The 25,009-nt window shown below is 67.3% G+C and carries 24 protein-coding genes; 9 read left to right on the top strand and 15 right to left on the bottom strand.

Features of this window, described 5'->3' with window-relative positions; translation table 11 throughout:
• Positions 1–94 precede the first annotated feature (94 nt).
• The 9 genes from QOL57_RS15745 to QOL57_RS15705 all read right to left on the bottom strand — a co-directional run bounded on the left by QOL57_RS15745 (position 95) and on the right by QOL57_RS15705 (position 11,201).
• Positions 95–859: a 2,3-dihydro-2,3-dihydroxybenzoate dehydrogenase gene (locus QOL57_RS15745; protein WP_089235876.1), complete on the bottom strand. Its 765-nt coding sequence runs from the start codon at positions 857–859 to the stop codon at positions 95–97.
• Complete coding sequence (locus tag QOL57_RS15740) at positions 850–4,728, bottom strand: non-ribosomal peptide synthetase (RefSeq protein WP_089235877.1); 3,879 nt, start codon at positions 4,726–4,728, stop codon at positions 850–852. The genes QOL57_RS15745 and QOL57_RS15740 overlap by 10 nt, the downstream gene beginning before the upstream one ends.
• Positions 4,725–4,982: a phosphopantetheine-binding protein gene (locus QOL57_RS15735; protein WP_089235878.1), complete on the bottom strand. Its 258-nt coding sequence runs from the start codon at positions 4,980–4,982 to the stop codon at positions 4,725–4,727. The genes QOL57_RS15740 and QOL57_RS15735 overlap by 4 nt, the downstream gene beginning before the upstream one ends.
• A complete protein-coding gene (locus QOL57_RS15730; protein ID WP_089235879.1) occupies positions 4,982–5,614 on the bottom strand; it encodes an isochorismatase family protein in 633 nt (210 codons plus the stop codon). Before QOL57_RS15730 ends, QOL57_RS15735 begins: the two co-directional genes overlap by 1 nt.
• Positions 5,614–7,266 (bottom strand): AMP-binding protein, encoded by a 1,653-nt coding sequence (locus QOL57_RS15725; protein ID WP_089235880.1) that lies wholly within the window; start codon positions 7,264–7,266, stop codon positions 5,614–5,616. Before QOL57_RS15725 ends, QOL57_RS15730 begins: the two co-directional genes overlap by 1 nt.
• Positions 7,263–8,456, bottom strand: coding sequence for an isochorismate synthase (locus tag QOL57_RS15720; protein WP_089235881.1), 1,194 nt, complete (start codon positions 8,454–8,456; stop codon positions 7,263–7,265). Before QOL57_RS15720 ends, QOL57_RS15725 begins: the two co-directional genes overlap by 4 nt.
• The gene (locus tag QOL57_RS15715) at positions 8,453–9,649 is read right to left on the bottom strand and encodes an MFS transporter (protein WP_089235882.1); all 1,197 of its coding nucleotides are present in this window, start codon (positions 9,647–9,649) and stop codon (positions 8,453–8,455) included. The genes QOL57_RS15720 and QOL57_RS15715 overlap by 4 nt, the downstream gene beginning before the upstream one ends.
• Before the next feature lie 152 nt (positions 9,650–9,801).
• Positions 9,802–10,131, bottom strand: a complete 330-nt coding sequence (locus tag QOL57_RS15710) for a DUF3817 domain-containing protein (protein ID WP_230109969.1) — start codon at positions 10,129–10,131, stop codon at positions 9,802–9,804.
• 134 nt (positions 10,132–10,265) lie between these two features.
• Complete coding sequence (locus tag QOL57_RS15705) at positions 10,266–11,201, bottom strand: TIGR03571 family LLM class oxidoreductase (RefSeq protein WP_089235883.1); 936 nt, start codon at positions 11,199–11,201, stop codon at positions 10,266–10,268.
• 54 nt (positions 11,202–11,255) lie between these two features.
• On the opposite strand from QOL57_RS15705, the gene QOL57_RS15700 reads away from it, so the two are divergent.
• The 5 genes from QOL57_RS15700 to QOL57_RS15680 all read left to right on the top strand — a co-directional run bounded on the left by QOL57_RS15700 (position 11,256) and on the right by QOL57_RS15680 (position 15,180).
• A complete protein-coding gene (locus QOL57_RS15700) occupies positions 11,256–11,735 on the top strand; it encodes a GNAT family N-acetyltransferase (RefSeq protein ID WP_089235884.1) in 480 nt (159 codons plus the stop codon).
• Positions 11,736–11,834: 99 nt separating this feature from the next.
• Positions 11,835–13,358, top strand: coding sequence for a thioredoxin family protein (locus QOL57_RS15695; RefSeq protein ID WP_089235885.1), 1,524 nt, complete (start codon positions 11,835–11,837; stop codon positions 13,356–13,358).
• Between the two features lie 282 nt (positions 13,359–13,640).
• Complete coding sequence (locus QOL57_RS15690) at positions 13,641–14,270, top strand: superoxide dismutase (RefSeq protein ID WP_089235886.1); 630 nt, start codon at positions 13,641–13,643, stop codon at positions 14,268–14,270.
• The gene (locus QOL57_RS15685) at positions 14,267–14,842 is read left to right on the top strand and encodes a flavin reductase family protein (protein WP_089235887.1); all 576 of its coding nucleotides are present in this window, start codon (positions 14,267–14,269) and stop codon (positions 14,840–14,842) included. The genes QOL57_RS15690 and QOL57_RS15685 overlap by 4 nt, the downstream gene beginning before the upstream one ends.
• Positions 14,842–15,180 (top strand): tetratricopeptide repeat protein, encoded by a 339-nt coding sequence (locus QOL57_RS15680; RefSeq protein ID WP_089235888.1) that lies wholly within the window; start codon positions 14,842–14,844, stop codon positions 15,178–15,180. The genes QOL57_RS15685 and QOL57_RS15680 overlap by 1 nt, the downstream gene beginning before the upstream one ends.
• A gap of 4 nt (positions 15,181–15,184) precedes the next feature.
• Here the strand turns inward: QOL57_RS15680 and QOL57_RS15675 are convergent, their stop codons facing one another.
• Positions 15,185–16,333, bottom strand: coding sequence for an acyl-CoA desaturase (locus tag QOL57_RS15675; RefSeq protein ID WP_089235889.1), 1,149 nt, complete (start codon positions 16,331–16,333; stop codon positions 15,185–15,187).
• 13 nt (positions 16,334–16,346) lie between these two features.
• Positions 16,347–17,456 (bottom strand): ferredoxin reductase, encoded by a 1,110-nt coding sequence (locus QOL57_RS15670; RefSeq protein ID WP_089235890.1) that lies wholly within the window; start codon positions 17,454–17,456, stop codon positions 16,347–16,349.
• 53 nt (positions 17,457–17,509) lie between these two features.
• On the opposite strand from QOL57_RS15670, the gene fabR reads away from it, so the two are divergent.
• From fabR to QOL57_RS15655, 3 genes are all read left to right on the top strand, one after another.
• On the top strand, positions 17,510–18,166 hold the full coding sequence (fabR, locus tag QOL57_RS15665; protein WP_033831321.1) for an HTH-type transcriptional repressor FabR: 657 nt from the start codon (positions 17,510–17,512) through the stop codon (positions 18,164–18,166).
• A gap of 196 nt (positions 18,167–18,362) precedes the next feature.
• Positions 18,363–20,522, top strand: coding sequence for a TonB-dependent receptor (locus QOL57_RS15660; protein WP_089235891.1), 2,160 nt, complete (start codon positions 18,363–18,365; stop codon positions 20,520–20,522).
• Positions 20,512–21,048, top strand: a complete 537-nt coding sequence (locus QOL57_RS15655; protein WP_089235892.1) for a thioredoxin-like domain-containing protein — start codon at positions 20,512–20,514, stop codon at positions 21,046–21,048. Before QOL57_RS15660 ends, QOL57_RS15655 begins: the two co-directional genes overlap by 11 nt.
• Before the next feature lie 150 nt (positions 21,049–21,198).
• Here QOL57_RS15655 and mntR read toward each other — a convergent pair whose 3' ends face one another.
• A complete protein-coding gene (gene mntR, locus QOL57_RS15650; RefSeq protein WP_089235893.1) occupies positions 21,199–21,663 on the bottom strand; it encodes a manganese-binding transcriptional regulator MntR in 465 nt (154 codons plus the stop codon).
• 116 nt (positions 21,664–21,779) lie between these two features.
• On the opposite strand from mntR, the gene QOL57_RS15645 reads away from it, so the two are divergent.
• Positions 21,780–23,111, top strand: a complete 1,332-nt coding sequence (locus tag QOL57_RS15645; protein ID WP_089235894.1) for an Nramp family divalent metal transporter — start codon at positions 21,780–21,782, stop codon at positions 23,109–23,111.
• Positions 23,112–23,170: 59 nt separating this feature from the next.
• Here QOL57_RS15645 and QOL57_RS15640 read toward each other — a convergent pair whose 3' ends face one another.
• Genes QOL57_RS15640 through QOL57_RS15630 form a run of 3 tightly spaced genes read right to left on the bottom strand, consistent with a single transcriptional unit; the run spans position 23,171 to position 25,002 of the window.
• Positions 23,171–23,497: a thioredoxin family protein gene (locus QOL57_RS15640; RefSeq protein ID WP_089235895.1), complete on the bottom strand. Its 327-nt coding sequence runs from the start codon at positions 23,495–23,497 to the stop codon at positions 23,171–23,173.
• Complete coding sequence (locus tag QOL57_RS15635) at positions 23,469–23,948, bottom strand: flavodoxin (RefSeq protein WP_244900701.1); 480 nt, start codon at positions 23,946–23,948, stop codon at positions 23,469–23,471. Before QOL57_RS15635 ends, QOL57_RS15640 begins: the two co-directional genes overlap by 29 nt.
• A gap of 13 nt (positions 23,949–23,961) precedes the next feature.
• On the bottom strand, positions 23,962–25,002 hold the full coding sequence (locus QOL57_RS15630) for a ribonucleotide-diphosphate reductase subunit beta (RefSeq protein ID WP_025878567.1): 1,041 nt from the start codon (positions 25,000–25,002) through the stop codon (positions 23,962–23,964).
• Between the last annotated feature and the right edge of the window lie 7 nt (positions 25,003–25,009).

Raw genomic sequence — 25,009 nt, 5'->3', positions numbered from 1 at the left:
CTGTAGAGCCGAGCCCATGCTCGGCTGCTCTGCACGGAATGTTCCCGCATTGAGTAATAAGTCGAGCATGGGCTCGGCTCTACAGAGTGCATTCCTACCCGCGCAGCGTGGCGCCGCCATCCACGTACAGGTCACTCATCGCTACGTGGCCGGCCTGCTCGGACAGCAGGAACATCACCGCCTGTGCGATGTCCTCCGGCGTGGCCAGCTTCCGCATCGGAATGCCCGCCTTGTAAATCGCCGGATTGCCAGCGATCACCCGCGCCGCGCCCTGCTCGTCTTCCCACATGCCGGTCTGCATCGGCGTCAACGTGGAGCCCGGCGCAACGATGTTGCAGCGGATGCCCAGCGGCGCCAGCTCCAGGCCCAGGCAGCGGGTGAACATCGTCGCCGCCGCCTTCGAGGCGGCATAAGCGGCCATGCCATGCCGTGGCACGCCCGCCGCGTTGGAGCTGACGGTCACGATGGCGCCTTGCCTGCGCGGTGACATCACCCGCGCCAGTGCACGACCGACATGGAACACACCGTCGGCATTGACCGCGAACACCCTGCGCCAATCCGCGTCGCTGGTGTCCACGACCTCGCCGACATGCAACACGCCAGCCACACTGGCCGCGAGCATGATCGGCCCCACCGTGGCTTCCACCTGGTCGACCAGCGCGTCCACGGCCGCACCGTCGGTAACGTCCAGTGCGAAGGCCTGCACGCGCCCATCGTCGGTCGCCAGCGCAGGCCGCTCACGATCGGTCGCCACCACCCGGCATCCTGCGTCCAGCAGCTGCCCCACCAGTGCCGCGCCGATACCGCCGGCTGCGCCGGTCACCAGCGCCACGTTTCCTTCAAAACCCGTCAACTGCACGTTGCATTCTCCTGTTGCCTGTCCCACTGCTGCAGACGCGCCGATAGCCACGGTGCCAGCTGTGCCACGGCGTCGCGGCCAGTCAGTTCGGCGTGCAGGAACGGCAGCTCGATGGCATCCACCTGCAGCGCATGGGCCTTCCACAGTGCGGACTGCAACTGCGGCCGTGCCTGATGATCGCGTCCGGCGCGCACATGCGCCAGCGTTCCCACGAAGGGTCGGTGCTGGTGTTCGCGGATCAGTCGATTGGTTCCGGTCACCGCCCGCACCACACCGTCGAGCACCACCTCGGGCAGGCTGCCCAGCGCGCTGCCGCCACGCCGCAGGAAGGCGAGGATGCGCGCGCGGTCGTCCAGCTCGGGATGCGCGTCAGGATCGTGCCCGGCGATGGCCAACAGCGCCCGCAGCGCCGCGATCGGGTCGGGCTCCGGTTCGGCACGCCAGCATTCGCTGGGATAGGCATCGAGCAGCACCAGTTCGCCGACGTCGCGGCCGAGGTCGTGGAGGCGCACCGCCATCGCCTGCGCAAGGATGCCGCCGACCGACCAGCCGAGCAGATGGATCGGCCCCTGCGGCTGCAGCGTGATCACCCGCTGCACATAGTCATTGGCCATGGCCTCGATGCTGCCTGGCAGCGGTTGCGCAGGATCGAGTGCAGGTGATTGCAGCCCATACACCGCGCGCGTTGGCTGCAACGCCCGCGCAAGCGCGCGGTAGTTCCATGCAATGCCGCCGGCCGGGTGCAGCACGAACAAGGGCGCCACGGTTGGCTCGTCGGACGCAGACAGTGCAATCACCGGGCCCAACGCGTGATCGGCACGTGCTGGCGGCTCGGCGATGCGTGTTGCCAGCGCGGCGACGGTCGGTTGCGCGAACAGCGCGCCGAGTCCCAGCTCGCATCGCCAGCGCTGCTCGATGGCCAGCAGCAGGTGCACGGCCGAAAGCGAGTCGCCACCGAGACTGAAGAAATCCACATCGACGGCCACCGGCGCTTCACGCCCCAGCGCCTGCGCGAACAGCCCGGCCAGTTCCCGCTCCAGCGGGGTGCGCGGTGCCTGCCCCGCGATCTCCTGCTGCGGCGGCTTCGGCAGCGCAGCCCGGTCCAGCTTGCCATTGGCAGTCACCGGCCACTGATCCACGCCCACGAACGCAGACGGCACCATGTAGTCGGGCACCCGCGTCAACAGATGACTGCGCAGCACCGCTGCATCCGCCTGGGTCGACGGCACATAGGCGAGCAGCCGCGCCTCACCGGGAAGATCATCGCGCAACAGCACTTCCACCCGGTCCATGCCAGGCAGCTCGCGCAATGCCGCTTCGATCTCGCCAAGCTCGATGCGCAGGCCGCGCAGTTTCACCTGGTGGTCGCTGCGCCCCAGGTATTCGACAGCACCGTCGGCCCGCCAGCGCGCCACGTCGCCAGTACGATAGATGCGTTCACCCGGCAGGAACGGATCGGCCAGGAAGCGCTCAGCGGTCAGGTTGTCGCGGCCGAGATAGCCACGCGCCAACTGCACACCGCCGAGGTAGAGGTCACCCGCCACGCCCACCGGCACGGGCTGCATCCGTGCGTCCAGCACATACAGACGGGTGTTCCAGACCGGGAAACCGATCGGCACCGGGCGCGAGCGGTCATCGGCCGACGCCGGCCACCAGCTCACATCTACTGCCGCCTCGGTCGGCCCGTACAGGTTGTGCAGTTCGGATTGCATTCTCGCGTGGAAGCAGTCACGCAGGGCGGCATCCAGCGCCTCGCCACTGGTGAACACTCGCCGTAGCTGCAGGTCCTGTGAGGCCGGTGCAGCCAGGAACGCGTCCAGCATCGACGGTACGAAATGGGCGGTGGTGATGCCATGCATGCGGATCAATCGCGCCAGCTCGGTCGGGTCGCGGTGCGCATCCGGCCCCGCCAACACCAGCGTCGCGCCGCACAGCAGTGGCAGGAAGAATTCCCAGACCGATACGTCGAAGGTTGCCGGGGTCTTCTGCAGAATCCGGTCGTCGGCGCCGATGCCGTAGTGCTCGCGCATCCACAGCAGGCGATTGACGATGGCGCGGTGCTCGATCACCACGCCCTTGGGCTCGCCGGTCGAACCCGAGGTATAGATCACATAGGCCGCATCGTCGTCCATCGGGCCCGGCCACGGTGCGGCAAAGCTCACATCGGTCCACTGCTCCGGCGGCAGCACCGGCACGTCCGCCAACGGGGATTGCGCGCTGGCCTCTGCCAGTACACAGGCCGGTTGCGCCGACGCCAGGATGCGCGCCAGGCGCTCAGCCGGATGGGCAAGGTCCAGTGGCAGGTACGCGCCACCTGCGCGCAGTACCGCCAGCAGCGCCACCACCAGTTCCAGCGAACGCGGCAGCGCTACCGCGACGATGGTGCCCGGGCCCACGCCCAGCGAACGCAGCTGCGCGGCCAGTGCGAAGCTGCGCGCCTCCAGCGTGGCATGGTCCAGCGTCTTATCGCCGAACACCAGCGCCGGTGCCGACGGATCACGGTCCATGCCCTGCTGCAGCAGTTCGACCAGGGTGGTGTCAGGCAGCGGATGCGCGGTGGCATTGAAGCCAAGCAGGACCTGCCTGGATTCTTCCGGCGTGGCCAGCGGCACCGCCGCGATGTCTTCGGCCTGCAGCGCCGCCGACACGAAACGCAGCAACCGCCGGGCATGCGCCTTCACCTCGTCCAGATCGTACAGGGCGGGGTTCGCTTCAATCTCCAGATCCAGCAGAGTCTGCCCATCGCCACGGAAGCCCAGTGTCAAATCGTCCACCGGCCCGGTGCTGAGCACCTCCAGCGAGGCCTGCACACCCGGCAGCGCCAGCGGCTTGTAGAAGGGCTGTACGTTGATCAACGGCCCATGCAGGCGGTGCTGTGCGCCGACCAGCCCGAGGTCACGACGCAACTGCTCGCCCCGGTAGCGGCCATGCTTGCGGCCCTGGCTAAGCTGCCGCCCGATGCGCCGGCAGAATTCCTCGACGCTGTCCTCGCCGCCCGCCACCCGCAGCGGCAACACGTTCATCACCATCGCCGGCACCCGCGCCGCGACGCTGCCCAGCCGCGCCATGTAGGGCACGCCGAGCACGACTTCCCCGGACGCGCTCATGCGGCGCACATACTCGGCGGCCAATGCAGCGAGCACATCCGGCCACGGCTGCAGCCACGATGCCGAAACCTGCAGCAGGCGGTCGCGGAAAGCAGGGTCCACCGGCTGCACCCAACGCACGGCATCGTCACTGGCAGCGGCGGTTCCGGCCAGGCCGGTGGAGGCCGGCGCGCCCTGCAGTGCCTGCAGCCACCACTGCCTGTCGGCGTCGCGGCGCGCATCGCTGCGGTAGCTGGCATCGTCGGCCAGCACGCCCGCCAGCGCTGGCAACGCGCTACCAGTGCGGCCCGCATACAGTGCGCAGACACGGTCAGTAAACAGCGCCATGCCATAGCCATCGGTGGCCAGGTGATGCACGCGCAGGTACCAGGCCCAGCGCTGGCCGCCCAGGTTGAACAGCACCTGCTGGCTCAGTCGGTCGCGGGTCGGATCAACTGCGCTGGAGCGATCGGCCTGCATCGCAGCGCGTGCCGTCTGCTGCGGATCGACCGCAGCAGCGACATCGCGCAGCTGCAGCAATGGCACCCGCATGGATTCGTGCCATTGCACGGGCTGGCCGTCCTCGGCCTCGGCGAAACGCAAGGCCAACGCCTCGGCCTCGGCGGCGGCCTGATTGGCGGCAGCGGTGAACGCTGCCACATCCAACGGACCCTCGATCCACACCGCATGCGCGGTATTGAATGCAGGATTCTCCGGTGCCAGCCGCTGGGCAAACCACAGCCCGGCCTGCGCCTCGGTCAGCGGCAGCGGCGATCCGTTCATGCCGTCTGCGCGGCCTGCAGCTGCTGCACCACCGCCCACCATTGGCGCAGCGTGGTGTGTTCGGCCAGCTGCGAAAATTCCAGTGGCAGCCCGGTGTTGCCCCAGGCCAGCACCAGCCCCAGCATGCGCATCGAATCCAGGTCCAGATCGATCAGGTTGTCATCGTCGCCGATGTCAGCCGCCTGGCAATCCAGCACGCGGGCGACGTCGGCGCGCATTCGCTCCAGGGTCAAGGTTTCGGTCGTCGCGTTCATTACAGTGCCTCCAGCAGCTGGTCGGTGGTCATCGGTACGCCGCAGGTGCGGGCGATCCAGTGCAGCGCCTGATCATGGTCGGCACGCGAGAAATCAGCCACGGCATCGGCAGCGATGAAGGTCTCGATGTCGCGCTGGAACGCCTCCACCGCCGTAGCCGTGCATCCGATGTGCGCGTACACGCCGGTGATCAGCAGCTGGTCGCGGCCACGCACGCGCATCAGCGTTTCCAGATTGCTGCGCTGGAACGCGCTGTAGCGGTGCTTGACCAGCACATGCTCGCCCGGTGCTGGTGCCAACGCGTCAATGATCGGCTCGTGGTCGGCACGCCGGCCCATGCCCGGGCCCCACAGGTCTGCCTGCAGGCCGCGGTCACGGCGGTCCTGGTCGCCGTGCTGGGCGGTGTAGAACACCGGAATGCCGTGCGTACGGCAATGTCCCAACAGACGCGCGATGTTGTCCACTGCCGGCCGCAGCGGCGCGTTGCCAGCATCGAAGGCGGCAAGGAAATAGCGCTGCATGTCGTGCACCAGCAAGGCAACACGATCACGCTGGGGACGCCAGGCACCACGCGCCTGCGGCAGTTCCGCAGCGGTCGGCAGGGAATACGGGGTAATGCGGGGCAGCGCCATCAGCGCGTTCCTCCTGTCTGTTGCAGATGACGCGCACGCAGCTGCGCGCGCAGTTCGCGGCGGCTGATCTTGCCAACCGCCGTGGTATCGAAGCTGTCCACGAAAACAATCTGATCGGGCACCTTGAACGCGGCCAGGCCACGTCCGCGCATCCACGCCTTCAGCGCCGGTGCCTTGATCGCCTCGCCCTGCTGGATCACGAAGGCACAGCTGCGCTCCCCGAGATACTCATCGGGAATGGAGACCACCGCGGCATCGAACACGCTGCCATGGGCCAGCAGATGGTCCTCGATCTCCTCGGCGGAGATCTTCTCGCCCGCCCGGTTGATGTGGTCGCCGGCACGACCCTGCACCACCAGGTAGCCCCCGGGCAGCTGCTGCACGCGGTCGCCGGTGCGATAGAAGCCATCGTCGGTGAACGAGCGTGCATTCGCCGCCGCATCGTTGTGGTAACCGCGGATGGTATACGGGCCCCGCGTGAGCAGATGGCCAACCCCGCCTTCGGCAACAGGCTGGTCATGGTCATCGACCACGCGCACTTCATCATCGGCGCTGATCGGCCGCCCCTGGCAGGCAACGATCAGTTCCTGCGGATCATCCAGCCGGGTGTAGTTGACCAGGCCTTCGGCCATGCCGAAGACCTGCTGCAATGTGCATCCAAGGCCATCAATGACCCGCCGTGCGGCCTCCGGCACCAGCTTCGCGCCACCGACCTGCAGTACCTGCAGGCTGGACAGATCGTGTTTGCTGGTCGCCGCCGCCTGCGCCCATAGCAGCGCCAGCGGCGGTACCAGACCACAGCAGGTCACCTTCTCGCGCGCGATCAACGGGAATGCCGCGTCCGGGCCGGGGCCCGGGCTGAGCACCACGCGGGCACCGGCGTACAGCGCACCGAAGAAGCCGGGCGAACTCATCGGGAAGTTGTGTGCCGCCGGCAGCGCGACCAGGTACACGCTATCGCGGTCGATACCGCAGATTTCGTTGCTGGCGCGGAACGAGTAGATGTAATCGTCGTGCGTGCGCGGAATCAGCTTTGACAGCCCGGTGCTGCCGCCGGAGATCTGCAGGAACGCCACCGACTGCGGATCAGGATCGGCCGGCAGCTGGCTGCGGTCGCCCTGCAGCGAGTCCAGCGCGACGAACTCGGCCGCATCGCCATCGATCAGCACGTGGCGCACCGCCGGCACGTCCGCCTGCAGCGCGCGCGCCAGGCCCCGATGATCGAAGCCCTCATGTACATCGGTACTGATGTAGGCACTGGCCTCGGCCTTGCGGGCGAAGTGGGCCAGCTCGGTGATGCGATGCGCCGGCAGCGCGTATACCGGCACCAGCCCGGCGCGGAACAGCCCGCAGATGGTGCTGATGAAACTGGCGCTGTTGCCCAGCTGCACCAGCACGCGCTGCCCGGGTTGCAGGCCCAGCGCCAGCAGGCCGGCACCGATGCGCCCGGCCTCATGCCACAGCTGCGCATAGCTCAGGCGCACATCGCCAGCCACCACCGCGATGTCATCGGCATGACGCTCGGCGCGTTCGCGCAGGAAACCGGGGAAGGTTTCGCCACGCCAATGACCTGCAGCCCGATAGCGCGCGACCAGCGCTTCAGGCCATTGCTGCTGCAGCGGCAGGCGGGAGTCAACGGCGGACGGCGTCATGCGGATACCTCGATCAGGGGCAGCGGGTCCTGCACGCCCAGTGCGTTCAACAGCGCAGCGAACTTGGCGGCGGTCTCGGCGACCTCGGCGGCGGGCTGCGAGTCGGCGACGATGCCGGCGCCGGCATACAGGCGCAGCTGGGTGCCCTGCAGGCGCGCGCAGCGGATCGCCACATACCAGTCGCCGTCACCCTGTGCATCCAGCCAGCCCACGGCACCGGCATAGAAGCCGCGCGGCACCGGTTCCAGCGCACGGATGCGCTGCAGTGCTTGCAGCCGCGGGGTACCGCAGACGGCCGGTGTGGGATGCAGCTCGGCCAGCAGGGTCGCCGCCGGGGTGGCAGCGTCCTTCAACGTGGCGTGGATGCGCGTTCCCAGATGCCACATGCTGGCGGTAGCGTGCAGCACCGGGCGCGGCTGCGCCTCGATGTGGCTGCACCACGGCGACAGGCCATCGACGATGGCTTCCACCACATGGCGGTGTTCGTCGTGATCCTTTGCCGATGCCAGCAACGCCTGCGCGGCGCGCTCGTCGGCCGCCGGATCGGCACTGCGCCGCGCCGAACCGGCAAGCGGATGCGACAGTACCTGCGCACCGCGCTTGCGCAGCAGCAGCTCCGGCGTCGCCCCCACCAGCCACGCAGGTGCCTGGCCGACGTCCACCGGCAGCGGCACGGCGTAGGTCGCCACCGAAGGATCGGTACCCAGGCGGGCCAGCAGCATTTCCGGCGACAGCGCCTGCTGCGTGCGCGCCAACAGGCTGCGCGCCAGTACCACCTTGTGCAGCACCGGGTTGGGCGCGCGCATCGCGCTGACCGCGTCGGCCACTGACGCCGCATAGTCCTGCGCGGACGGCTCGGCGCTCAGCGCTCCGGACAGCGCTGGCGCTGCCTGCGACTGCACGGGCAACGCCGGCAGCAGGCGCTCGGGCTGGTACAACGCATCATCGGCACGCGGCTCGAACGGCACCGCGCCGACCAGCAGGCCCGGGCCACCGCGCTGCTGCGCGAAGAACGTCGCCACGCGCTCGGCCAGCGTGGCCAGCGCGCCCGCCGGCAAAGGTGCGCGGCAGCCCCGCGCGTGCATCTGCTGATCGGCCTGCCGCAGCAGGAACAGCGATGCTTCAGCGGTGGGCTCCGGCAGCATCGACGCAGCCTCCGGCCACGCGCCCTGCATCAGGGAATCGTTCATGTCGTCTCCTTCATCCGATACGCTGCGGCCAGCACGCACAGCACCAGCAGCAGCACGCCGACCAGCAGGTAAGGCAGGCTGGCCCCGCCGCGATACAACAGGGTGCCGAGCATCGGCCCGGCTACCATGCCCAGCCCCTGTGCCGCCGCGACCGTGCCGGCCGCCGCACCCTGTTCGTGCGCCTGCACCGCATCGGCGGCCAACGCCTGGAACGAGGGAAACACGAAGCCCATGCCGAACGCCGCGAGCGCGTAGGCCGCCGGCAACTGCCAGGTCTGCTGCACCGCGGACACCGAGGCGAAGCCGATGCCGGCGATCAGTGCGCCGAAGATGATCCAGTGCCGGGGATGCACATCCAGCTTCATCACCAGCCCCTGCGCAAGGATCAGGCCCACACCCACTGCAGTCAGGGCGATGCCGGCCATGCGCGCGCCTTCGGCTGCATCCAGGCCGAAGCGATCGATGGCGAAGAAGCCAACCGTGACCTGGGCGATGGTGACCGACACCATCGCCACGAATGCAGCCATCTGCGGCAGGCGCAGCCGCGGGTCGAGGCGCGACAGTGGTATGCGCTTGCGGTTCTGTGCGGCAGCCACCGGGGGCGTGGCCGGCAAGCGCCACGCCAGCAGACCCAGCGCGAGCAGCGGCAACAGCGCCGCCACATACAGCGCCAACGGCAGGTTCTTGTAGGCAAGCCATCCGGCAGCAGCCGGGCCCAGCACCATGCCCAGCGCATTGGCGCTGCCCAGCCGGGCCAGGAACTTGGTGCGTTGACCCGGCGGGGCCTGGTCTGCGATCAGCGCAGCGGCGGTTGGCGGCACGGCCGCATAGAACAAGCCCACCAGCCCGCGCGCACCTACCAGCACCAGCACCGAGACCAGCACCGGCGGTATCGTCTGCAGCGCCACATCGATGAACACCGCCAACGCGATGTAGACCAGCGTGTAGGCGCTCATGGCCAGCACCAGCACGCGCTTGCGGCCGATGCGATCGCTGAGCTGCCCCCAGGGGCGAGCGGCCAGCATCCACAACACACCCGCAGCCGTGACCGATAGACCGGCATGCCATTCAGACAGGCCCAGCAGGCGGACCACCGGGCCGATGACGGCGACGAAGGACATCATCGCCATGGTGCCGATCAGGGCAGCCAACACCAGCGCCGGCAAGCCGGGAACCACGGGACGTGCATGCATGGAACACCAACCGTAACCAAGGAGGGAACGCCGGGCGCATCCGCACCCCGCGCGACGTCGCCCTGTCAGGCGGCGACGTCATCCTTAAATGATAACGGCTCGCATTTGCATTTGATACCCATTCGCTTAACGGGCATGCACCCGCAGGTGCATCACTGCCCTGCGCGTACCGACAGCAGGCCGCGACGCTTGAACCACCACTCCAGCGGCAGGGTCACCAGCGGCGGAATCGCGGCCAGCAAGGCCAGCCCCGTTGCCCACCACGGCCAGCGCAGGCGCAGCGCCGCAAACAGGGTCACCGCCACGTACACCATGAACGCCACGCCATGCAGCGGCCCGAACAGCTTCACCAGCGCGACGTTGGCCTGCGGGCCGTACTTGAGCCACATGCCAGCCAGCAGACCGGCCCAGGTGATGGCCTCGATGAAGGCGACGATCGCGAACAGGCGTCCGGTCGGATGCAGCGGGTTGCGGTGGGTCACGCAAGGCTCCAACAGTGGATATCAAATGCGAATGATACGCAGATGCGAACGATCCGAACACCGAGGGTAGCGCCGGGCCATGCCCGGCGAACGGTAGAGGCGAACGTTAGAGCTGTGTCCACCAAGGTGGACACCTACCGAAGCGTGTCCGGCAGGATCTGCTCGCCGATCTCACGCAGCACCTCGTCCATCGCCCGGCCGTTATCGACCAGGTTGAACATCACATGGGCCACGCCTTGCGCGTGCACCCGCAACAGGTAGTCGCGCAGGCCATCGCGGCCCACCTTCAGGCCCAGCGGCAGCGGCTCTGCCGGCGCAGCCGGGTCGGCCTGCAGGTCCAGCAGCATCGACTGCACGAACGGCTTGGACGCGCCGCCGCGCTGGGCCAGGGCCTGCTGCCAAAGACCGATGCGCCCTTCCTGCGCGGTCTCTTCGCGGTGATAGGTGGCCCAGCCTTCGGCTTCGCGCGCGATCCACTGCAGGCTCTGCCGTGCAGTGCCGACCACCAGCATCGGAATGCGCTTGGCCGGCGCGGGAAGTACGTCGTATCCACCGGTTGTCTGCAACACCGGCGCACGCTCGGACGGTTCGGGCGACAGCGCTGCACGCAGCAGCGACCAGCGTTCGCGGAAGGTCGCTGCCCTGCTTTCCAGATCCTCGCCGAATGCCGCGAACTCCTCAGGCCGATCACCCGACCCAAGGCCCAGCACGAAGCGTCCACCGCTGATCCGGTCCAGCGTCAGCGCCGACTTCGCCACCTGCAGCGGTTGCCGCAACGGCAGCACGATGGCCGCAGTGCCGATCACGATGCGTTCGGTCGCCGCGGCCAGCATGCCCAACCACAGGAACGGATCATCCAGCGCACTGGCAGTCGCATCCGGCCCCTGCGGCACCATCAAGGGCACATCGCGGGTCCACAGCGCGGCGAAACCCAGATCATCGGCCAGCCGCGCGATGCGTCGTGCCTCATGTGGATCGGCCAGGCCGTGTGCGGCCACCGGCGTCATCAGGCCGAGGCTGAGGCCCTGCGTTGGAAACAGGCGTGCATGGGCGGGATTGAAATCAGTCATGCCGCCAGCTTAGCGTGGGGCATTGATGTCGTCCCGCCACAGGAAGTACAGCGCATGCCCAGGATCCGCCCCGCCCACGTCGATGACCTGCCCGCGATCAGCGCGGTGTGCATGGCGGCGTTCACTGCAGCCGTTGCGCCCATGCTCACCGCCGAGGGCATCGCCACGTTCGGCACGGTGGCCGCAGCCTCCGCGTTCGCCGAGCGGCTGCAGGGCGACAACCACATCCTCGTGGCCGAACAGGAAGGCCAGGTGGTCGGCGTGGTGGAACTGAAGGCAGGCCAGCACCTGGCGATGCTGTTCGTCGCGCCCGAACTGCAGGGGCAAGGCATTGGTCGTGCCCTGCTGCAGGCGGTGCTGCCGCAGGTGCGAGGCCCGCAGATGACCGTGCGCGCCTCGCTCAACGCGGTGCCCGCCTACGAACACTATGGATTCGTGCTGGATGGTGACGTCGGCCAGTTCAACGGCCTGATCTACCAACCGCTGGTGTTGACGGTGCCCGCTTCGGCGGATGCGAACCTTGGTCCGCACTGATCTCCAGCCCACATGCCGTGCTGCGCGTGCGACATAAGCAAACTGCATCAGCCAGCACCCCGACCGTTCCTACAATGGCCCATCACCCTGTCCTTCGAGATGCTGCCGATGCGCGTCGCGCTTTCCATGTTGCTGCTGGCCTCGGCCCTGAGCGCCTGCTCACCCGCTTCCGCTCCGGTGCCGACGGCGCAGGCGGCAGCCACCGCCCCGGCCTCCGCCATCGCCTGGCGCCAGGGCGATGTGGATGATGCCTTCAACGAAGCCGCCGAGAGTGGCAAGCCGGTGCTGCTGTACTGGGGCGCGGTGTGGTGCCCACCGTGCAACCAGCTCAAGGCCGGGCTGTTCAAGGATCCGGCCTTCATCGCCCTGACCGGCAAATTCGTGCCGGTGTACCTGGACGGCGACGAGGAAGGTGCGCAGGCGTGGGGCGAACGCTTCGGCGTGCGCGGCTATCCGACCCTGATCGTGCTCGACCCGCAGCGCAACGAAATCACCCGCGTGGCCGGCGGCAACGACGTGGCCGAACTGACCCGGGCACTGACCGTCGCCGCCAGCCGCCGCAGCGCTGTCGCCGAGACTCTGGCCACCGCACTGGCGACGCCGGCCACGCTTGGCGCCGAAGACTGGCAGGTGCTGGGCGACTACGGCTGGGAGGTCGATGCCAACCGCCTGGCCGGCAAGCGCAGCACCCAGGACGTGCTGCAGCAGCTGGCCAAGGCCGCGCCCGAACCTGCGCTGCAGCGCCGCTTCGTGCTGCTGGCCTTGGCTACAGCCGAAAAACCGACGACAGCGCCCACCCAGGTACGCGAGCTGTTGCAGGCCGTGCTGGCGCAACCGGCGGAAGTACGTCGCAACCGCGAGCTGCTGGGGTATGCCGGCGCCGGGCTGGTCAAGCAGGCCACCGCCGGTCCGGCCAGCAGCAATGCCCTCGGCCAGCAGCTGCTGGTCGCGCTGGAACGTGCCGATGCCGCGCGCGGTGATCGCGCTGACGACGCCTTGTCACGCGCACTGACCGAGCTGGGACTGGCCCGCCAGCAGCAGCCCGAAGGCGCGCTGCCGGCAGCCCTGGTTGAGCGGGTAAAGCAGCGCGTGGCCGCCGCCGATGCCGCCGCGACGGACGCGCATGCGCGCCAGGCCACCATCAGCAGTGCCGTCTACGCGCTGCGTCAGGTCGATGACGATGCGGGCGCCGAGGCCTTGCTGCTGGCCGAGCTGAAGCGCAGCGAGCAGCCTTACTACTACATGCCGGAGCTGGCCGAACTGGCCGAGCAGCGCGGTGATACCGCCGGCGCCCTGGAATGGTTGAAGCGTGCCTACGAAGGCGCGCAGGGACCTGCCACGCGCGTGCAGTGGGGCGTGCTGTACGTGGAAGGCCTGCTGCGGCTGGCGCCGGATGATGCAGCGCGCATCGAGCAGGCCACCGAGGCGTTGATCGCCGAACTGGACAAGCAGCCCTCCGGCTACCACCAGCGCACGCGTCAGCGCTTCGAACGGCTGGCCGGACAACTGCAGGCGTGGAGCGCGAAGCACAAGGGTGCGGAGACGCTGGCACGGTTGCAGCAGCGGATGCAGACCGCCTGTGGTGATCAGGTTGATAGCGCGTGCAAGGATTGGTTGAGCTGACGCCAGACGCAGAACTCGACGGATACCGGTAGTGCCGGCCGCTGGCCGGCAGCCCCGACCATCACCAGCTGCCGGCCAGCGGCCGGCACTACCCGCCGGTGAGGGTTCCAAAAGCGGGTTCAGTAGTGCCAGCCCATGGCTGGCAGCTCGGAGTGTATGAAGTTGCCAGCCATGGGCTGGCACTACTGAAGCTTCGTTGCCGCTTGACCTCAACCAATGTTGAGGTGCGATAACAGTCTCCCCACGGCCACACCCCTGGCCTTCCCCACGGAGACTGTCTCGATGTCGTACTCGCTTCCCGCCCTCCCCTATGCCTACGACGCCCTCGAACCGCACTTCGATGCGCGCACGATGGAAATCCACCACGGCAAGCACCACCAGACCTACGTCAACAACCTCAATGCCGCGCTGGAACAGGCGGGCCTGCCGGCGCAGCCGGTGGAAGCCCTGATCGCCGATCTGGATGCGCTGCCCGAATCGATCCGCGGCGCCGTGCGCAACAACGGCGGCGGCCACGCCAACCACAGCCTGTTCTGGACCGTCCTCAGTGCCAACGGCGGCACGGCCGATGACGAGCTTGCCGCCGCCATCGATCGCGACCTCGGCGGTTACGACGCCTTCAAAGAGACATTCAGCAAGGCCGCGCAGACCCGCTTCGGCAGTGGCTGGGCGTGGTTGACCGTCGATCGCGACGGCCGCCTGCAGGTCGAAAGCAGCGCCAACCAGGACAGCCCCCTGATGGGCGCAGCGGCTGGCGCCTCCGGCAATACCCCGATCCTTGCCCTGGATGTGTGGGAGCACGCCTACTACCTGCATTACCAGAACCGCCGCCCGGACTACATCGGCGCGTTCTTCAACCTCATCAACTGGGCCGAAGTCGGCCGGCGCTACCGCCAGGCCAGGGCCGCATGAACGCGGACTCCGGTGCCTACGCCGGGCCGTGGGCAGGGGTCTTCCCCGCTCCGGCACCGGTGCCGTCGGTCAGCCTGCCGCCACGTGCGCTGCGGCGGTTGCTCGGCCATTTCCCTACCGGTGTGGCGATCGTCTGCGCGCGTGATGCACAGGGAAAGCCGCAGGGCCTGACCATCAACTCGTTCGTGCCGATCTCGCTGCAGCCGCCACTGGTGCTGTGGAACCTGGCCCTGCATGCGCAGAGCCTATCCACGTTCCAGCGGGCCACCCGGTTCGCGATCAGCGTGCTCGGCGCCGGACAGGAAGCCCTGGCGCGCCGTTTCGCCGACCCGCAGGTGCGCCATCGATTCGCCGACGTGCCCTTGCTGGACGACGGCGAGGACGCACCACCGCGGATCGCCGGTGCCGTCGTCCACCTCACCTGCACCCGCCACGCGCAGTGGCCGGTCGGCGATCACCTGTTGCTGGCCGGGCGCATCGTCGATGTGCAGGAAGAAGGCGGCGCACCGCTGCTGTTCCATCGCGGGCGCTTCCAGGCCGGTCCGGTGGAAACCCTGGTGGAGGTGCGCTGATGGACATCAACACGCTGGAAAAGATGCTCGCCGCCGGCAAGGACAGCGCGCTGCTGCGCTTCGGCCTGGGCAAAAGCTGGCTGGACGCCGGCGATCCGGTGCGCGCAGCCACCCATCTGGGGCGCTGCGTGGTGTTGGACCCGGATTATTCGGCAGCGTGGAAATTGCTGGGCAAGGCATGGCTGGCCGGTGGCCAGCCACAGGCGGCGCGCGAAGCGTGGCAGCGCGGGCTCAGCGTGGCTGGCAGCAAGGGCGACCAGCAGGCCCGCAAGGAGATGCAGGTGTTCCTGCGCAGGCTGGACCGCGAGTCGCCTGCGCTGTTGGCGAAGGCCGGCTGAACAATCAGCCGGCGTTGGCCGATGCCGGTGCCGGCATGATGTCCGGCATCGGCAGGCGGCGCGGCTTGCTCGGGAACGCGTGGCGCAGGATGCGCCAGACCACCTGGGTGAACTGCCGCGGCAGCGAGCCGTTGTTGTAGTGCTGGCCGTAACGACGGCAGATGTCCTTCACTTCCTTGGCGATCGCCGCGTAGCGGTTGGCCGGCAGATCCGGATAGAAGTGGTGCTCGATCTGGTGGCTGAGGTTGCCCGACAGCACGTTGATCACGAAACCACCGCTGATGTTGGACGAACCGCGCAGCTGGCGCAGGTACCAGTGGCCGCGCGATTCATTGCGCAGGCATTCCTTCGGGAACGTTTCCGATTCGGCGGTGAAGTGCCCACAGAAGATGATCACGTAGGTCCAGATGTTGCGCAGGCCGTTGGCCACCATGTTGCCCAGCATCACCGGCAGGAAGAACGGACCGGCCAGCAGCGGGAAGAACACGTAGTCCTTCAGCACCTGGCGGATCATCTTGCGTGCCACCGGACGGGTCTGCAGCCACATCGCGCGGCTGCTGATGCGGCCCTTGAACCAGCGACCCAGGCGCAGATCCTGCGCAGCCACCCCCCACTGGAACAGCAGCGCGAAGATCGGCGCGATGATCGGCTGCAGCAGGTAGAACGGCTTCCAGCGCTGTTCCGGGAAGATGCGCAGCAGGCCATAGCCGATGTCATCGTCCATGCCACGCACGTTGGTGTAGGTGTGGTGGCGGAAATTATGGGTCTTGCGCCAGTTGTCGGCGGTGGCAACGATGTCCCATTCGTAGGTGTTGCCGTTGAGCTTGGGGTCGCCGGTCCAGTCGTACTGGCCGTGCATGACGTTGTGGCCCAGCTCCATGTTTTCCAGGATCTTGGCCAGCGCCAGCAGCAGGGTGCCGGCGATGCATGCCGGCCACAGCAGCGGCGTCCAGAACAACGGCGAGAACGCGCCAAGGAACAGCAGGCTGCGGCCAAGCACGCCGGACCAGCGCACAGCCGCTGCGACGCGGCGGATGTAGCGGGTGTCGGACGCGCCGAGGCTGCCGATCACACGGTCGCGGATCGCATCGAGTTCCTCACCAAACGTCTGCATCTCGGCAGGGCTCAGGGCACGGTCGGTAGCGCGGGTCATGGCAGCGGGGTCCTCAGAGATCCAGGGTCAGGTCGGTGGTCGGCGCGCTCACGCAGATCCGCACCGGCACGGCCGTTTCGGACTGGGTGTCGCCGGTGCGCAGGTGGCGGGTGGTGCCACTGACGCGTTCACAGGTGCAGCTGTTGCAGATGCCCATGCGGCAGCCGTGCTTGGGCGCGATGCCCTGCGCCTCCAGGCTTTCCAGCAGCGAGCGGCCGCGCGGCACGATCAGCCGCCGGCCGCTGCGGGCCAGGGTCAATGCGACCTCGCCCAGACTGTCGGCATCACTGAGTGCGGCCGGTGGGGTAAAGGCTTCCGCCTGGAAACCGGCCACCTGCTGGGCCAGTCGCGTGCGCGCAGCGGCAACGAAACCGTCCGGGCCGCAGGCCAGTACATGGCGCTGCGCCAGCGGGGTGTCGTCACCGGCCACGGCCAGCGTGTGGCTGTCGATACGCGAAGCCGGCACGTCGCCTTCGCGGGTGGCCAGCAGGTGCACGCGCAGGTTCGGATGCGCCGCTGCCAGCGCCAGCAGTTCATCGCGGAACTGGAACGCCGCAGTGCTGCGCTCCCAGTAGAAAAGGTCGACCGGCGCAGCCAGCGGCCGCTGGCAGGCGTCGCGCAGCAGGCTGCGCATGGGCGTGATGCCGCTACCGGCTGCCAGCAGCAATACCGGCGCGGCGGCAGGCATGTGGAAATCACCGAAGGCCGCGTCCAGCCGGAACAGGTCGCCCGGCTTGGCATGTGCGACCAGATACTGGCTGACCTTGCCGCCTTCCACCGCCTTGACGGTAATGGCCAGCTCGCGGCGACCCAGGCGAGTCGGGCTGTAGCTGCGGCGCAATACACGCCCCTCAAGCTCAACGCCGAGGGTGACGTGCTGGCCGGCGCGCATCCCGGCCCAGTGCCGGTTGCAGCGCAGGACCAGGGTCGCGGCGCCCTCGCCGGCCGGCTCGCGCCGTACCAGGCGGGCCATCGGCTCACGCAGGGTCCACAACGGATTCAGCTGGCCCGCCCAGAAGTCGAACAGCGACGGCGACAGCCAGCGGTACGGGGAAAGCAGGGAAGGTCGGACGACAGCGCTCATGGGCGCACTATACGGCCGCACACACAGCTGTGTATACATGTGTATATTGCACCGGATTGGGTATGATTCAGCCTTGCCCCACCGGAAGTGCCATGGCCGCCGCCACCGTTCTGTCTCCGCCTGAAGATGCCAACAGCCCGGCCCGCCGTACGGTGAGCCGCGAGGATCTGTTGGCCGCCGCGTTGAAACTGATCGGCCCGCATCGCAGCCTGTCCACCCTCAGCCTGCGCGAAGTCGCGCGTGAGGCCGGCATCGCACCCAACAGCTTCTATCGACAGTTCCGCGACATGGACGAACTGGCCGTTGCCCTGATCGACGTGGCCGGGCGCTCACTGCGCACCATCATCGGCGAAGCCCGCCAGCGCGCTACGTCCAGCGCCACCAGCGTGGTGCGCGTGTCGGTGGAAACCTTCATGGAACAGCTGCGCGCCGACGACAAGCTGCTGCACGTGCTGTTGCGCGAAGGCGCGGTCGGCTCGGACGATTTCAAGCACGCGGTCGAACGCGAACTGCACTACTTCGAAGAAGAGCTGCAGCACGACCTGGTGCGCCTGGCCGCACTGGATGGCGCGGTGCTGTACAAGCCGGAACTGGTGTCGATGGCGATCACCCGGCTGGTGTTTGCGATGGGCGCTTCGGCCATGGACCAGCCTCCGGAGAACGACCCGGAACTGGTCGAACAGATCTCCACGATGATCCGCATGATCATCGTCGGCGCGCGCACTCCCGCCGCCTTCCGTCGCGGCTGACCCCTTCCGGTGCATGACCACCGGCACGCTTCCGTGCGCATTGTGTAATGTTATAACACTCGAATTCGAGTAAAGACTACGGTCCCGCCGCAAGCTGAAACGACAATATAGCAATTGCTATGTTGATGAGCTTCTGCTTTCATGTGCGCCAGCCAGGTCACCCTCGCCGCCCTCCCTCCCCAAGGACGACGCCCTCATGCGCATTGCTGCCTCCCTTCTTCGCCGGCTGCCGCTGGCTGCCGGTATCGCCGCCGCCCTGCCACTGGCCGCAGTCGCTGCACCGCCCTCACCCACCGAGCTGGACCGGGTGCAGGTGAAAGTCAGCACCGCCACGCGCAGCGAACGCCTGCTGTCGGACGTGCCGATCCGCACCGAAGTACTGCGCAAGGAAGACATCGCCCTGCGCGCGGCCACCGATTTCTCCCGCGCGGTCGAGCTGATCAACGGCCTGCGGGTGGAAAGCAACTGCCAGAACTGCAACACCAGCGAGGTGCAGCTGCTGGGCCTTCCCGGTGCCTACAACCAGCTGCTGTTCGATGGCATTCCACTGCTGTCCACGCTGGGCAGCGTGTACGGGCTGGAACAGATTCCCGCCGGCTTCGTCGACCGCATCGAAGTGGTCAAAGGCGGTGGTTCGTCGCTGTACGGGCCGGGCGCGGTGGCCGGTGTCATCAATCTGATTCCGCCGCTGCCTGCACGCAGCGGTGGCCATGTGCAGGCCGGCGTGGATGTGCTGAAGGGCACGCCGCAGAAAAACGCGGACGTCCGTCTGGATCTGGTCGCCAGCGAAGCCGACGCGGGACTGTCGGTGATCGCCCAGCGCAACTGGAACAGCGGCATCGACTACAACGGCGACGGCTATACCGAGATCACCCGCAAGAACCTCAAGGTCGGTGGCCTGCAGGCCTGGTATGCACCGAATCCGGGCACGCGCCTGCGGCTGGACCTGCAGGTGACCGATGAGAGCCGTCGCGGTGGCAATCGCCTCGACCAGCCCGAACACCTGGCCAACATCGCCGAATCGCTGGATACGAACTACCGTCGCGGCAGCCTGTCATGGGACCAGGAAGTGAACAGCGACGTCAACTTCCGTCTGGCCTACGCCTTCGCTGACATCGACCGCGACAGCTTCTATGGCGGTCTTGGCGATGTGGTCACCGATCCATCGGCGCCCGGCTACGACCCTTCGCAGCTGGACCCGAACGTGCCCGGCAGTGCCGCATCACGCTCGTGGCGCCAGTACGGGCGCACCCACAACCCGCTGCACTACATCGACAGCCAGTTGAACTGGCGGTTGGGTGCACACACGCTTGCGTTCGGCGTGCAGTACAAGCATGAGGGCCTGCGTGACGACAACCGCGATGGCGCCGGCCAGCGCCTGGCCGTGCTCGAGGATGCGACGTTCCACAACCTCGGCGCGTTCGTGCAGGACGAATGGAGCGTACGCGATGACGTCGACCTGGTGCTGGGTGCGCGCGTCGACAAGAGTTCGGAACTGGACAGCGCCGTGTTCTCACCGCGTATCGCCCTCGCCTGGCAGGCGACTCCCCGGCTGAAATGGCGTGCGGGCGTCGCCACCGGCTTCCGTGCGCCGGAAATCTTCGTCGAGGATGTCCACGTCGATACCCTCGGTGGCGAACAGGTGCGCGTGCGCAACACCCGTGGCCTGAAGGAGGAGCGCGCGCTGACCACCCTGTTCGGATTTGACTGGCGCTCCGACCCGGCCGACCCGGTATGGAGCTGGGACGCCACCGCGTCCTACGCACGCATCCGTGACACCTTTGCGCTGGGCGAGATCCAGCGCGGCGATGATGGCCAGCTGACACAGCTGCGCTACAACGCGTCCGGCTCGAACGTACTGGGCATGGAAACCAACGTCGGCTGGCAGCCCTCACCGCAATGGCGGCTGACGGCCGGCGCGTCGTGGTACCGCTCGCAGTTCCGCGAGCCGCAACGCATCTTCGATGACACCGGCGACGGCGGCGATACGGTGATCGACAGCCGCGACTACCTGAAGACGCCGCGCTGGACCGGCGTGGCCCAGCTCAGCTGGATGCCCGCCGAACCCTGGGAGACGTTCCTGGCGCTGCGCCACACCGGATCGATGCCGGTGCTCAACAACCGGCTGGGCGAACTGCACCGCACCCGCGCGTTCCTGGTCACCGATCTCGGCGCGCGCTGGCATCGCCACCTGGGCGCGCAGGCACAGCAGGAAGTGTCGGTGGCGGCCGGGGTCAAGAACGTGTTCGACCAACGGCAGAAGGATCTGGAAAGCGGCGCGCTGCGCGACAGCGACTACGTGTACGGTCCTCGCTTCGCCCGCTCGTGGTACGTGAACCTGCGTTATGCGTTCTAGGTGGCTGCCCGCACTGCTGCTGGCACTGGCATGGCCGGCCACGGCGGCCGACCTGCACGCGCAGGTCTCCGCGTCGCTGATGCGGCCCGAGCCACGTGCCCTGCGGCCGCTGCAGTGGTCGCCACCGCCGAAGCTGATCGCGCTGTACTTCGGTGCCGACTGGTGCGCACCCTGCCACGCCTTCGTGCCGACCCTGCGCGGCGTGCGCGACGCGCTGCGCGAGGCCGGCGCCGATACCGAAGTGGTGTATGTCAGCCTGGATGAAAGCGAGGCGGCGTTGCGGCGCTACATGCAGCTGCAGGACATGCCGTGGCCGGTGCTGGACCCGCGTCGCGCGAAGCGCATGCCGGCACTGCAGGCATTGGCGGGCCCGGCCCCGCCCAACCTGGTGCTGATCGATGCGCAGGGCACGGTGCTGGCCAATGGCTGGCAGGGACGGCGCTACGGAGGCCTTCAGCCGGTATTGCAGGAATGGACGAAACGGGCGTGTGCTCAGGAACAGGCGCGCTGCCCTCCTGAATTGTAGAGTCGAGCCATGCTCGACTCATTTCATCACCGCGCGAACAGCAGCCGAGCATGGCTCGGCTCTACAGAAAGCAGATTCCGCGAGTAGATCCACGCCATGCGTGGATGCACTCATTCCATACCGCGCGAACAGCAGTATAGAAACCGCGACTCAGCCGCCCTCGGCCTTGCGCACGAATTCGTCGAACAGAGCCAGTGTCTGTTCACTGACATGGTGCTCGATGCCTTCGGCATCACGTCGCGCGGTATCCGGGTCCACGCCCAGCGCCAGCAGGAAGCGTTCCACGGTCTGGTGGCGCTGGCGGCTGGCATGGGCCAACGCCTCGCCCTCGGGGGTCAGGAACACGCCGCGGTACGGGCGCTGCACCACCCAGCCGTCACGGGCCAGCCGGCGCAGCATCTTCGCCACCGTCGGCTGGGCCACGCCCAGGCGGGTGGCGATGTCGACCTGGCGGGCCTCGCCGCCGTCGGCCAGCAGGTCCGAGATCAGCTCGACATAGTCCTCCACCAGTTCCATCCGGTGTGCCTCGCGCACTTGCCGGAAGCTCTCGACCTGGCGTTCGGCCTCGATCAAGGGGGTGCTTTTCAGCGATGTCGAATCGTCCGTCTTGCCCACGCGTGTGCCTGTCCTGCAGTTGTCATCGGGTGCGAACCTGAATTCTGGACCAGTGACGCAGTAAAGACGATTGTTTCACATTGCTATGCGATATAGCAGTGGCTATATTGGCAGCCATGAACACCGTCGCACCCACCGATTCTGCCGCCTCCACTCCGGCCAGCCTGGGTGCGCTCAACGCTTCGATTGCCGTACCCGACAAAGGCCATTGGTGGTTCCGGCTGCTGGCCTTCCTTGGCCCGGGCTACATGGTGTCGGTCGGTTACATGGACCCGGGCAACTGGGCCACCGATCTGGCAGGCGGCTCGCGCTTCGGCTACCTGCTGCTGTCGGTCATCCTGATCTCCAACCTGATGGCGGTGATCCTGCAGGCGTTGTCGGCACGGCTGGGCATCGCCACCGGCATGGACCTGGCGCAGGCCTGCCGTGCGCGCTACCCCAAGCCGGTGAACCTGGCGCTGTGGGCGCTGTGCGAAGCGGCGATCATCGCCTGCGACCTGGCCGAAGTGATCGGCACGGCCATTGCCTTGAAACTGTTGTTCGACCTGCCATTGCTGTGGGGCGCGGTGATCACCGCGCTGGACACGCTGCTGGTGCTGCTGCTGATGAACCGTGGTTTCCGCGCGCTGGAAGCCTTCGTGATCGCGCTGCTGCTGGTGATCTTCGGCTGCTTCATGGTGCAGATCGCGCTGGCCGCGCCGCCGGTGATGCAGGTGCTGGGCGGTTTCATTCCGCGCGCGCAGGTGGTCACTGATCCGCATGCGCTGTACATCGCCATCGGCATCATCGGTGCCACGGTGATGCCGCACAACCTGTACCTGCACTCTTCCATCGTGCAGACCCGTGCCTATCCACGCACCGATGAAGGCCGTCGCAGCGCGCTGCGCTGGGCAGTCACCGACAGCACCGTTGCCTTGACCCTGGCGCTGTTCATCAACGCCAGCATCCTGATCCTGGCGGCGTCGGTGTTCCATGCCAATGGCCGCTTCGATGTGGAAGACATCGAGCAGGCGCACCAGTTGCTGGCGCCGATGCTGGGCGTGGGCCTGGCCTCGACATTGTTCGCCGTGGCGCTGCTCGCTTCCGGCCTGAACTCCACCGTGACGGCGACATTGGCCGGGCAGATCGTGATGGAAGGGTTCCTGCGCCTGCACCTGCCGCCGTGGCTGCGGCGCTTGATCACCCGCGCGCTGGCCATCATCCCGGTGGTGGTGGTGATCATGCTGTTCGGCGACCAGGGCGCAGTGAAGCTGCTGGTGCTGAGCCAGGTGGTGCTGTCGATGCAGCTGCCGTTCGCGATCATTCCGCTGGTACGGATCGTCACCGACAAGATGACGATGGGTGCGCTGGTGGCGCCGCGCTGGCTGGGCAGCATCGCCTGGGTGATCGCGCTGGTGATCGTGGTGCTGAACGTGAAGCTGCTGGTGGATACGTTCGCTGGCGGTTGATCCGCGCGCCCGGGGTCGGATCCCTTGCCACAGGCTAGGGATCCGACCCTGATCCTGGGCTACAGGAACTCCGCGATCGCCGCTTCGATCTGCTGCGGCGACTGGAAGCCCGGCATGCGCATGCATTCGTCGCCATCACGGAACAGCGACAGCGTGGGGGTCTGCCGCAGGCCCAGCTCGCGGAAGAACGCCTCGCCCACCACTTCCAGCTGCACCCGCAGCAGGGTCGTGCCCTGCCCTGCAGTGCCGCTGGCCACCCGCTGCAGCGACATGTCCAGCATCCGGCAACCCGGGCACTGGTCCTTGTGGAAGTCCACCAGCACGCGCGGATGGTCGGCCAGCAACTGCTGGAACTGCTCAGGCGTGGTGGCGTCGATGATCTGCATCGGTGGTACTCCAGTAATGATCCAGGACCGCGTCGGTCCAGCGGTTGATGGCCGCGGCATGCCGCTGGCCATGGGGCATCTGTTCGATCTCCAGCGGCGGGTAGCCGCTGTGGAAATAGCGGATCAGCCGGTGCACCGCACCGCAGTAGTACTCCTGCCCCCACTGCGTTTCGCCGGTGCCGAACACCGCCACCTGACGCGGCCGCTGGCCGCGTTCGGCGATGCCTGCCACCCAGGCCTTCATCTCCGACGGTGTGCGTCCGGCGTTGTCGGTCCAACAACCCAGCAGCACCAGGTCGGCCTCGTCCACCGGCAGCGACGGACACTGGCGCAGGTCGTCGGCGTCCTGCCAGTGCACGGCGTGGCCTGCGGCCCGGCAACGCTCGGCGATGTGGCGGCCGAGCTCGCGGGTGTTGCCACTGAGCGATGCCACCACGATCAGGATGCGCAGCGCCGGGCCGCGTTCAGAGGTCGTCGAAGCCGTTGTCGACGTTGGTCTTCTTGTAACTTGCATTGCGCATCTCGAAGAAGTCGGTCTTGGTCTCGGTGAAGTTGTCGGCGTAGGCCTTGATCCACGGCATCACGTTGTCGGTGGTGTCGCTGTACAGGCGCTCGATGCCGAGCATGCCGGCCATCTTGTTGGCGCGGTACTTCACGTAGCGCACCATCTCGTCCACGTCGATGCCGTCGATGCCGTCCAGCACCTCCGCCGACCATTGGGTTTCCAGTTCAATGGCATGTTCGAACGACTGGTGCACGTAAGCGGTCAGCTCGTTGGTCTGCAGCTCCGGATTCTCGCCGATGATGGCGCGGATCAGCTCGCTGATGAACTTGGTGTGGGCCAGTTCGTCACGGTTGATGAAGCTGATGATCTTGCCGGTGCCGTTCATGCGGTTCTGCCGCACCATGTTGTAGAAGTACGCGAAACCGGAATAGAAGTTGATGCCTTCCAGGATCGAGGACTGGATCAACGACTTCAGCAGAGTTTCGGCGGTCTTCTCGCGCATGAAGTCATCGTAGGCCCCCATGATCGGCGCGTTGCGCTTGATGATGGTCGGGTGGGTACGGGCGATCTCGAAGATGCGGTTCTGGTTCGGCAGGTCGGTGATCGAAGCCAGCACGTAGCTGTAGCTCTCGTTGTGGATCACCTCCTGCTGGCCGATGATCGCTGCATTGGCGTGCGCGGCCGGGTCGGTGATGTACTCGGCGACGTTGTAGATGAAACGCGTCTGCGGCGAATCAAGAGTAGCCAGCAGGCCGATGATGGAATCGTAGGCGTTCTTCTCGCGCGCGTTGAGCTCGCCGTACTGGCGTGCATCCACCTTCATGTCCACCTCGTCGGGGATCCAGAAGTTGGTCGACAGCTCCTTGTAGGCGCGATAGAACGACGGGTAGGGAATGTCGTTCCAGTTCAGGATGCCGCTGGTGCGGCCGTTGATGATGCCGGTGCTGCGGTTGGGGTGGCGCGGTTCGAGGATCTTGATGCGGTCGAGGGGTGTTGCCATGGTCGTT

This window comes from Stenotrophomonas sp. yr243 (assembly GCF_900184195.1).
Taxonomy (GTDB): Bacteria; Pseudomonadota; Gammaproteobacteria; order Xanthomonadales; family Xanthomonadaceae; genus Stenotrophomonas; species Stenotrophomonas lactitubi.
Note: the sequence above shows the minus strand (reverse complement) of the source record. Positions and strands in the feature narration are given on the sequence as shown.

Excerpts from the sequence above, each read along its gene's own strand:
- QOL57_RS15740 (WP_089235877.1), bottom strand. The coding sequence starts at position 4,728 with ATGAACGGATCGCCGCTGCCGCTGACCGAGGCGCAGGCCGGGCTGTGG.
- QOL57_RS15735 (WP_089235878.1), bottom strand. The coding sequence starts at position 4,982 with ATGAACGCGACGACCGAAACCTTGACCCTGGAGCGAATGCGCGCCGAC.
- QOL57_RS15730 (WP_089235879.1), bottom strand. The coding sequence starts at position 5,614 with ATGGCGCTGCCCCGCATTACCCCGTATTCCCTGCCGACCGCTGCGGAA.
- QOL57_RS15725 (WP_089235880.1), bottom strand. The coding sequence starts at position 7,266 with ATGACGCCGTCCGCCGTTGACTCCCGCCTGCCGCTGCAGCAGCAATGG.
- QOL57_RS15720 (WP_089235881.1), bottom strand. The coding sequence starts at position 8,456 with ATGAACGATTCCCTGATGCAGGGCGCGTGGCCGGAGGCTGCGTCGATG.
- QOL57_RS15715 (WP_089235882.1), bottom strand. The coding sequence starts at position 9,649 with ATGCATGCACGTCCCGTGGTTCCCGGCTTGCCGGCGCTGGTGTTGGCT.
- QOL57_RS15705 (WP_089235883.1), bottom strand. The coding sequence starts at position 11,201 with ATGACTGATTTCAATCCCGCCCATGCACGCCTGTTTCCAACGCAGGGC.
- QOL57_RS15700 (WP_089235884.1), top strand. The coding sequence starts at position 11,256 with ATGCCCAGGATCCGCCCCGCCCACGTCGATGACCTGCCCGCGATCAGC.
- QOL57_RS15695 (WP_089235885.1), top strand. The coding sequence starts at position 11,835 with ATGCTGCCGATGCGCGTCGCGCTTTCCATGTTGCTGCTGGCCTCGGCC.
- QOL57_RS15690 (WP_089235886.1), top strand. The coding sequence starts at position 13,641 with ATGTCGTACTCGCTTCCCGCCCTCCCCTATGCCTACGACGCCCTCGAA.
- QOL57_RS15685 (WP_089235887.1), top strand. The coding sequence starts at position 14,267 with ATGAACGCGGACTCCGGTGCCTACGCCGGGCCGTGGGCAGGGGTCTTC.
- QOL57_RS15680 (WP_089235888.1), top strand. The coding sequence starts at position 14,842 with ATGGACATCAACACGCTGGAAAAGATGCTCGCCGCCGGCAAGGACAGC.
- QOL57_RS15675 (WP_089235889.1), bottom strand. The coding sequence starts at position 16,333 with ATGACCCGCGCTACCGACCGTGCCCTGAGCCCTGCCGAGATGCAGACG.
- QOL57_RS15670 (WP_089235890.1), bottom strand. The coding sequence starts at position 17,456 with ATGTATACACAGCTGTGTGTGCGGCCGTATAGTGCGCCCATGAGCGCT.
- fabR (WP_033831321.1), top strand. The coding sequence starts at position 17,510 with ATGGCCGCCGCCACCGTTCTGTCTCCGCCTGAAGATGCCAACAGCCCG.
- QOL57_RS15660 (WP_089235891.1), top strand. The coding sequence starts at position 18,363 with ATGCGCATTGCTGCCTCCCTTCTTCGCCGGCTGCCGCTGGCTGCCGGT.
- QOL57_RS15655 (WP_089235892.1), top strand. The coding sequence starts at position 20,512 with ATGCGTTCTAGGTGGCTGCCCGCACTGCTGCTGGCACTGGCATGGCCG.
- QOL57_RS15645 (WP_089235894.1), top strand. The coding sequence starts at position 21,780 with ATGAACACCGTCGCACCCACCGATTCTGCCGCCTCCACTCCGGCCAGC.
- QOL57_RS15640 (WP_089235895.1), bottom strand. The coding sequence starts at position 23,497 with ATGCAGATCATCGACGCCACCACGCCTGAGCAGTTCCAGCAGTTGCTG.
- QOL57_RS15630 (WP_025878567.1), bottom strand. The coding sequence starts at position 25,002 with ATGGCAACACCCCTCGACCGCATCAAGATCCTCGAACCGCGCCACCCC.